Genomic DNA, 9,138 nt, shown 5'->3' with positions numbered 1-9,138 from the left:
TGGTAACTTCAATATAACATGGAATTCACGTGGCGTTTTTTTTATTTTAAATGGCTAAGTTCATTATAAAATCCGCCAAACAAACTCTTACCATCAATAAGAATATGTGGCAGCAAGTGAATCAATACGTAGACCATTCATCTTATTATACAAATGGACAAATAGAAACTGATGGAAAGATAGAAGGAATAGAAAATGGATTTGCTATCCAACAAGCGACTTATATTATCTGCCGGGTTGCTCTGAATGAAGCCCTATCCCCTCCAATTGATTGGGAAGAAGATTTTCGAGAAAGTAGTCAAATGTGGCAGGAACGCTATGAAGGAACCTCGCTTTTATTGGTATCAGAAGAAGAACGGTTACGTAGTATAGATAGTATTATCGCAGAAATGGAGGCGTCAGACACGATTCCACTGGTATTGTACGAGAAACTATATGCTGCTAGTCGATATGTTCTTCAGTCTTGCAGTGGTACGTCTATTCCAAACTTACAAGGAATTTGGACGGGTACGTTTGAGCCAGCTTGGAGCGGGGATTATACTTTTGATACCAATGTGGAGCTAGCGATTGCCTCTTTTAGCCGTCTAGGGCTGTTTCAGGAACTTAGAGCGGTCTTTGACCGATTGAAACACTATTTTGCGGATTTTCAGGAAAATGCACAACGAATTTACGGTTGTAGAGGATTTTTTGTTCCATCGCATGCTAGTACTACAGCCAAACACGTTCAATGGAACCAAGAATGGCCACTTATCACTTGGACTGCAGGAGCCGCTTGGCTAGGACATTTTTATGCAGAATACGCTGACTATACTGGAGATTTAAATTTCTTGCGAGAAGATGCTTTGCCGTTCTGGAAACAAACCATTTTATTTTATGAAGATTTTTTACTAAAACAAGAAGATGCCCTTTTATTCCGACCATCTTACTCACCAGAAAACGGGATGGGAGATAATGCTGCGTTTGATGTAGCCGCATTAAAAGAAACATTGACCAATACCATAGCAGCTCATCTCTTATTGGGAGAGCCTGTGCCAGGAAATTACAGGGAGATGTTCGAAAAGTTACCCATGTATGCCATAAATGAAGAAGGCATCTTAAAAGAATGGATTGATCCAAAAAAAGAAGAGCATTACAATCATCGTCACTTTTCTCAGTTTTATCCTTTATTTGAAAGCAAAGAAATTCAACCAGATAAAAATCCTGAGTTGTGGCAAGCTACAGAGAAAGCATTCGATAAAAAAATGGAGGCATGGGTAACCAATAAAGATAGCGGAAATACGTCCTCTCATGGAAGGATGCATGCGGCGATGTGTGCGTTGGCTTTGGGAAGAACGAGCGATTTGCAACGTAGCTTAGAAGAATTTATCAAAAATCGAGCGTTTTATAATTCTTTGATTTCGGCTCACTACAATCATCAAAATGTATTTAATATTGACGCAAACGGTGCTTTGCCACGAATCTACCAAGATGCTGTTCTTTACCCGACAGAAAAAGAGAAAGTCAGCTTATTCCAGGCAGTTCCCGACTCGTTGGAAACAGGAGAATTAAGAGGTGTCTTTTTACCTGGAAACATCAAAGTAAATACATTCTCATGGAATATAAAAAAACGTACTTTTGATTTAGAGTTGATAGCTTCACGAGATACAGAACTGGAAATCACCTTATCGCCTTGCTTCTATGTACAAAAGGAAAGAACAACATTAAAATTAAAAAAAGGAAAATTAAAGCGTATTCATTTCGAAGGAGGATATTTGAATGAAGAGGTGGTGGGAAAGAGTCCAACCTAAAACAATCCAACGACAATTGTTTTTAATCTATATTGGGATTCTTTTCGTGCCGATTGCATTGGTTGGTTACTACATGATTGTGGAGATTCGAGCAGATCAAATACAGGTCAAAACAGAGGAAATTGAACAAAATACAACACGAACAGCCCAAGAATTAGCAAGTACCTTAGAATCAGTGATTCGGGTTTCTGATTGGATTTATCAAGATGAGCGTCTGGCTACATTAGTAACGAGAATGTATCTAAATCACTATGAAGTATTTGAAGCATATCAAAACTATCAACAATTCTCTGATTACTTACAGTATTACAAAGAGATTCAGCATATTCGTTTTTATGTTGATAACCCCACCTTGACTAATAGTGTAGGAATCGTACCCTTAACACCAGAGATTCGCGCAGAAAATTGGTATAACGAAGTAATTAGTCATCAAGGCCAAATTGTTTGGCGGTATTTAGAAGACTCTATAACGAGAGAATGGTATCTCAACCTGACTCGTTCTGTTTATCAAGATGGGAACTTAATTGGAGTATTACATGTTGCAGTCAGTAATGACGTGATTCGCGATATGATGGCACAGACTGGGAATACTTTGTTTTTGACTTTAGATGATAATCTAATTTTCAGTCATCCAGACCTAAACCAGATTCAAGGTGAATATGAACAATATCGTAAGTTGTTAGACCAAACGGATGAATCACTCCATAATCAAGCAGGAGTTGAATCAGGAGTAAAAGGAACCGAGGGAAACATCACATTTACAGTTCAATTGTTAGATGTGCCAAAATCAATTCATTCGGAATTCAAGGCAGTCGGGACGGTTCCCACTGCCACAATTGTGGCACAAGCAAATCAAGTATTTATAAATGCAGCTTTAGTTGTATTACTTGTATTCTTCCTCAGTTTGATTTTGCTCATTATCTTTATTCGTCATTTTAATCAACGTGTCCTTCAGTTGAAAAATAGCATGACTAAAGTTGCATTAGGAAATTTTGACATTTCACCTACTATATCTGGGAATGATGAAATTACAGATGTATATGATCATCTTTATTTAACTATGGAGAGCTTGCAAAAGTTGCTGACTGAGCGCTATCAGCATGAACTGGAGCAAAAGAACTGGGAAATTCAAATTAAGGAAGCAGAATTTAAACTTTTGAGTAGTCAAATCAACCCTCATTTTCTTTACAATACTTTAGAGATGATCCGAATGAAGGCTTTGCGTAATCGCGATAAGGAAGTAGCCGATATTGTGAAAATATTAAGTAAACTAATGCGAAAAGCACTCGAAAGAAACAATGAAGAGTTGTGGCTTAGTGAAGATCTAGCTTTTATAGAAATGTATCTTCAAATTCAACAACTCCGTTTTGGCGAACGCGTACAGTACCGAATAGATAATTGGACCCAAGACGACTACACTATTTTGCCACTTTTAGTCCAACCACTTGTCGAAAATGCGTTTGTACACGGATTGGAAAGAATTGCTGGTGAGGCTCGATTAGCAGTGCAAGTAGAAAAAGCTGGTACCGATTTAAAAATTATAATCAGAGATAATGGAGTAGGCATCCCCGCTGAGCGGCTGGCAAAGCTTCAAAAGATTCTCGATGGACATGAGGAAACGAATGGAATAGGCATAAGCAATGTTCATCAACGGGTAAAATACTTTTATGGACCAGAGTATGGTTTACAGATTGAGAGTATAGAGGGGGAGGGAACGAAAGTAATATTGAATATTCCTCAAAGAAAAAGGAAGAGAGGAGAACGGGAAAATGATGTATCGAGTACTGATCGTAGATGATGAACCAGTTGTACGCGAAGGGCTAGCTCATTTAATTAATTGGCAAGCTTTAGGATTTGAAATTGTAGGGGACGCTGAAAATGGGTTAGATGGGATAGAGAAGATTAATCAACTGCATCCTAATATTGTTGTAACAGATATCCGTATGCCGATAATGGATGGAATTGAAATGATTCGAAAAATACAAGAAACGAATTCTGAAATGGAAGTTCTCATTTTATCAGGCTATTCTGATTTCTCTTATGCAAAAGAAGCGATTCATTTAGGAGTGTCCTCTTATTTACTCAAACCGGTTGATGAGGAAGAACTAGAGAATGAATTAAAGAAAATTGCCTCTCGCATGGATCTAAAAAGGGAACAGCGAAAAGCGATCGCTCTTTATCAGGATTATTCTGTTTCAAAAAAGTTAAAGGAATTTGTGTTACATCAACAACATAAAGAGGAATTGGAACTTTTATTTTCTTTTGACAGTTATCAATTCATTGCCTGCAACTTTGAAATCAGTCCCTTAAATCGTGCAGAAGTTAGGGAACGAGTGGACAAAATTATCCAAAAAGAGGTATTTTATTTCAACCATAATAGTTGTTTATATTCCTTATTAGTTAATCGAACAACAAGGGAAGCTGAAAAAATTGTTCTAGAGATTAGCGAGACTTTTAAGGGGGAACAGGTGCTGGTACTAGTGAGTAAAGAGGGCAATCAGTTCTTAGATATTCAGCAATTATATAAAGAAATCCGTCAATTAGAGAAAAAACGTTACTTGTATGAGGAACTAAATGTTCTCTCTCGCTCTTCTATTGAGATGTATATTGAGAATAATTAAAACCGGGCGAAAAATTTTCAAAAAAAGCTATGGCAAGAACATTTATTAGATGCCATTAAAGGCAACGAAAAACAAGTCATTCAACAATCGTTAGAATCTATCGGTCATTATTATCAACAAAACGATTGGTCGGAACGGGAAATAAAAGCTGACTTAGCAGCTATTTTTAACTTTTTCTGTGAAGAAATAGAGGAATCATTGGAGATCCCTCTGAAGGAGCAATCAAAGCGATATATTTTGTCCATTATTTTATCAGAGCAGTCTTTATCTCAGACTTTCGCATTTCTTTTTGAAGTTTTCCGTGATTTTGCCCGCTTCTTTGACAAGATGTTTGATAAGCGTGACATTGTTGCAGAAATGAAAGAATATACAAAAAAGAATTACCACCAAAATCTGACGTTGCAGGAGTTAGGTAAACACCTTAATTATAGTCATTCTTACTTAGGGAAAAAGTTTCGAGCAGAAGAAAAAATGAGTTATCGGACTTATTTGGATCACGTTAGAATTGAAGAAGCAAAAAAACTGTTAAAAGGGGATCAATATCTGGTGTATGAGATTGCTGAAAAAGTAGGATATAGCGATAGTGATTATTTTTACAAAAAGTTCAAAAAAATCACAGGTACTAGTCCAAAAAGCTATCAAAAAACTACGACAAAATAATGGGGGAACAGAAGTGAAGGAAAAGAATATTCTAAAAAGTCCATTGTATAAAATAATTCGTTACGGATACTATTTTCTAACAACTAATTTATTATTTTTAGTTTGTAATCTACTTTTCTTTATTATCTTTTTCTCTGTTCCTCTGCTCATAGAAAATATTGTCTGGTATACAGTTGCTTTAATCCCAGCTGGTCCTGCTTGGGTAGCGCTCTTTTTTTGCATGGGATTGGTTGTCCGTCAGCAAGAGCTTGCTCCTGTAAAGGACTTTTTCCGGTCATACCGTGAAAATTTGTTTCTTTCCTTAAAATTTTGGAGTATTCAACTCGTGCTATTGGTCATACTCTTAGTCGATACGCTTTATTTTTTTAGTCAAGACAATGTCTTTCTTGGTATTTTCTTTGGATTAGTCACTGTATTGGTGCTATTGATTTGCATAATTGGACTATCGATGATTGCTACTTTTACGATTACTTTAGCTAATGTCTATCGTTCATCTGTAGTAATTCTATGGGGATTTTGGAAGAGTCAGTTACTAAACATGATCACGCTATTTTCGTTTGGTTTTTTACTCTATGCCTTTCCGAGCGAAATGTTCCTCTTTATTTTTGCACTCCTTTCCTTTTATTTTATGCGGAATCAACAACCAGTTTTTGAAAAAATGGCAGAACGTTTTAGCAACCAGAAGGGAGAATCAGCGATTGAAAATAAAAAATAAGATTGGTATCCTCTTGTTTATTTTGTTACTAGCCGGCTGTACGAAATCGGTAGATAAAGAAGAAACACCGACTAGTCATTCCGTTACGGTACAACCTTTTCAGGGATTAAAAGAAGTACAAGAGTTAATGGTAAGCTATGGTGAAGATAGCATTCACATAACAGCAGAGGAAGAGTGGACTTCAGATGATCTTACTTTGTTGGATCAAGCCGGGGTGTGGAGATTCATAGAAAATTTGATTCAGCTCGAAGGACAGGAAATAGAGAAAGTAGACAGCAATCTTATTTTGTATGTTGAACTGCAAGAGGGCAATGGTAATAAAAAGGAAGTTTCTTTTTATGAAGATTCTAACGAGCAATTTTATTTAGAGACAGACAATCATTTCGCGAAAGTAGAACAATTACCGATTGAGATGCAAGCTTTTTCTCCTGTATATTTTATGCCTTCCATTACATACGATTTAAGTAGAATTGAAGAAATCCAATTCGTATCAGAAGAAGAAAGTTTCCGCTTGAATCAGGACTCTCCTTTTAGTGAGGTAGAATCTGCTCCTTTTGTCAGTGGTTGGTTTCTTCATGATGCTTTTGAAACAGCTTTTTCAGTTGAATATTATCAAATGGAAAAAATTCTCAGTAACTTATTGGAATTAAAAGGAGAACCGATAGAGAAGCCGCTCAGTTTTACAGAAGACTATCAAGTTAGAATTACGGATGGACAAAAAAATGAAGCTTTTCAATTTGGTGTTCCTCATGATGGCTGGACACCGTTACACCTAGAATATGCTGATCAATGGTATAAAATTCCTGAAAAGTTAGCCCAGTCATTTAATATTAAAGCCTTTCAAATCATTGATAATTTTATTGCGTTGATTCCCTTAGATTCATTAATTTCTGTAGTGATTGAATCGGAAACAGAAACGTTTCATATCGAAGCAAATCATCAACTGATTATGGATGTTAATGATAAACCTAAAATTGTCTCTACTTTTTACTTGAATAATAAAAAGATAGAGGAGCAAGTCTTCAGAAGTACCTATCAATACTTAGCAGCACTGCATTATTCGGAAGTTGCCACAGCACGAGAACGAGAAGCAACAGAAGACCCAGCTATTCAAATTCAATACCAATTTCAGTCTGAGGGAGAGCCAATGGAACGATCCATCACCTTCTATGAAACAAACGAAGAACAATTTTTGGTACAAAACAATATAATAACAGAGTTCATCTCAGAGAAAAACCAATTCGACCTATTACTGGAAAAACTGCAAGAACTAGAAAAATAAAGAAATATAAAATCATATTTTCATTAAAAGCTAATTTTTACTAGTTTGATATCCTCTTTTTCCTGTTTAATCTGTAAGCGGTAACATTTAAGATTAAATTAGGAAGAAAATAGGAAGGAGGATGAACATGGAAGGTTTAAAATTATTAGAAGGAACTTCGAAAAGGAGAAGGAAAAGAAAAAAGCTATTGCACGAGATAGGAAATTTCCAAAGAAAATTACGTGGAAAAAAGTTAAGGAGCAAAAAGGGCTAATCATCATGGTTTTGCCTTTTGTCATTTGGTTACTAGTTTTTGCCTACTTCCCACTCGTAGGATGGGTGATTGCTTTTCAGGATTACCTTCCTCAAAATGGCTTTTTTGGTTCTGAATGGGTTGGAATGAAGCATTTTATTGATTTGTTTAATGAACCATTATTTTATCGTGCTTTAAAGAATACATTGGGCATGGGAAGTTTAGGTTTGATTTTCGGTACACTGTCTTCTATCTCGTTTGCCTTAATATTAAATGAAATTCGCTTTACACGATTTAAGAAATTGACACAGACAATTTCTTATTTACCGCACTTTGTTTCGTGGGTAGTAGTTGCCAATATAGTCATCCAATCGCTAGCACCTTCTGGAATTATTAACACGATATTAGTAAATTTAAATATTCTAGAGCAACCCATTAACTTTATGGCTCAACCGAATTACTTTTGGGGAATTGTCACGATATCAGATGTTTGGAAAGAGACGGGTTGGGGAGCCATTATCTACCTAGCAGCGATGACAAGTATTGACCAAGAAATGTACGAAGCAGCTAGAGTAGATGGAGCAAACCGTTGGCAACAAATGTGGAATATAACATTGCCATCTATTCGTCCGATTATCATCGTTTTATTGATTATGAGTATTGGAAACTTAATTAACATTGGGTTTGAAAAGCAACTCTTATTAGGAAATAACATTGTAGCTGATGAGGCTCTGGTAATTGAAAAGTATGCACTGGACTATGGAATCGGGATGTTCCGTTATTCCTTTGGTACGGCAATCGGGATCTTCAAGTCTGTGGTAAGTATTACGTTAATCTTCATCTTTAACTCTATCGCAAAACGTACAGGTGAAGGACAACTAATGTAGAAAGGAGAGCAACATGGCTTCTATAATGATGAATAAAAAAACTAGAAAAAAGAAAGCAGAATGGAAAAGAGTAGGGAAAACAGATTACGTGCTAGGAATCTTCATGTTGTTTGTAATTGTTATTACGCTCTATCCTTTCTTAAATGTACTTGCAGTTTATTTGAATGACGCCACGGACACTGCTCGTGGAGGAATACATATTTTACCGAGAGTTTTTACATTTGAGAATTATCGACAGATTTTTGCATCTAACAATCGTTTATTGATTGCCTTTCGAAACTCACTACTACGGACCCTGATAGGAACAATTACGGCTACATTTTCTTGTGCAGTGTTGGCTTATGTATTAAGTCGGAGAAATTTTATCTTCCGTAAACATATTAATATTATGCTGACACTTACCATGTATATTAGCGGAGGACTTATTCCTTCCTATTTATTGATTCGTAATTTAGGGCTTATCAATCAGTTTTCTGTTTATATTATCCCGGCTTTAATTAGTGCATTTAATGTTATCGTCATCCGTTCTTTTATCGAAGGATTACCCGATGCATTGGAAGAGTCCGCCAGAATTGACGGTGCTTCAGACTTCAAGATTTTCTACAAAATTATTATGCCTTTATGTTTACCTGTTTTAGCAACAATCGCCTTATTTGTGGCTGTAGGTCAATGGAATAGTTGGTTTGATACCTACTTATATGCTAGAAGTAATAACAATTTAACTACCTTACAGTATGAATTAATGAAAATTATGGATAATGCAAACTCAATGAGTGCTGCAGATATCCAAGGAATTAGTCAAAATCAAAATATGACGAACCGAATTACTCCAGAATCAATCAAAATGGCTATTACCATTGTTGCAACCGTTCCCATCTTAATTGTTTATCCATTTTTACAAAAATATTTTGTTTCTGGATTGACCTTAGGTGCAGTAAAGAGTTAATAAACAGT

General features: G+C 36.0%; 8 protein-coding genes. All 8 read left to right on the top strand.

All coding sequences use genetic code 11. The annotated features are described in order from the left end of the window. The first annotated feature begins 50 nt into the window (after positions 1-50). The 8 genes from PVE40_RS07700 to PVE40_RS07665 all read left to right on the top strand — a co-directional run bounded on the left by PVE40_RS07700 (position 51) and on the right by PVE40_RS07665 (position 9,130). Positions 51-1,787: a glycosyl hydrolase family 95 catalytic domain-containing protein gene (locus PVE40_RS07700; RefSeq protein WP_274731315.1), complete on the top strand. Its 1,737-nt coding sequence runs from the start codon at positions 51-53 to the stop codon at positions 1,785-1,787. Next, positions 1,756-3,585 carry a sensor histidine kinase gene (locus PVE40_RS07695; protein WP_274731314.1) on the top strand — a complete coding sequence of 610 codons (1,830 nt, stop codon included), beginning with the start codon at positions 1,756-1,758 and terminating at the stop codon, positions 3,583-3,585. Before PVE40_RS07700 ends, PVE40_RS07695 begins: the two co-directional genes overlap by 32 nt. Then, positions 3,557-4,408: a response regulator gene (locus PVE40_RS07690; protein WP_274731313.1), complete on the top strand. Its 852-nt coding sequence runs from the start codon at positions 3,557-3,559 to the stop codon at positions 4,406-4,408. Before PVE40_RS07695 ends, PVE40_RS07690 begins: the two co-directional genes overlap by 29 nt. Positions 4,409-4,645: 237 nt before the next feature. Continuing rightward, positions 4,646-5,068, top strand: coding sequence for a helix-turn-helix transcriptional regulator (locus PVE40_RS07685; protein ID WP_274731312.1), 423 nt, complete (start codon positions 4,646-4,648; stop codon positions 5,066-5,068). Positions 5,069-5,081: 13 nt separating this feature from the next. Beyond that, a complete protein-coding gene (locus PVE40_RS07680) occupies positions 5,082-5,783 on the top strand; it encodes a DUF624 domain-containing protein (protein ID WP_274731311.1) in 702 nt (233 codons plus the stop codon). Further along, positions 5,767-7,065: a hypothetical protein gene (locus PVE40_RS07675; RefSeq protein ID WP_274731310.1), complete on the top strand. Its 1,299-nt coding sequence runs from the start codon at positions 5,767-5,769 to the stop codon at positions 7,063-7,065. The genes PVE40_RS07680 and PVE40_RS07675 overlap by 17 nt, the downstream gene beginning before the upstream one ends. A gap of 258 nt (positions 7,066-7,323) precedes the next feature. Beyond that, entirely contained in the window at positions 7,324-8,184 is an 861-nt protein-coding gene (locus PVE40_RS07670) for an ABC transporter permease (RefSeq protein ID WP_274731309.1), read from the top strand. A 13-nt stretch (positions 8,185-8,197) separates the two neighbouring features. After that, a complete protein-coding gene (locus PVE40_RS07665) occupies positions 8,198-9,130 on the top strand; it encodes a carbohydrate ABC transporter permease (protein ID WP_274731308.1) in 933 nt (310 codons plus the stop codon). Positions 9,131-9,138: the final 8 nt, after the last annotated feature.

Source organism: Jeotgalibaca caeni, from assembly GCF_028863945.1.
Taxonomy (GTDB): Bacteria; Bacillota; Bacilli; order Lactobacillales; family Aerococcaceae; genus Jeotgalibaca; species Jeotgalibaca caeni.
The sequence above is the reverse complement of the archived record's forward strand: the minus strand, read 5'-3'. Positions and strand labels throughout refer to the sequence as shown.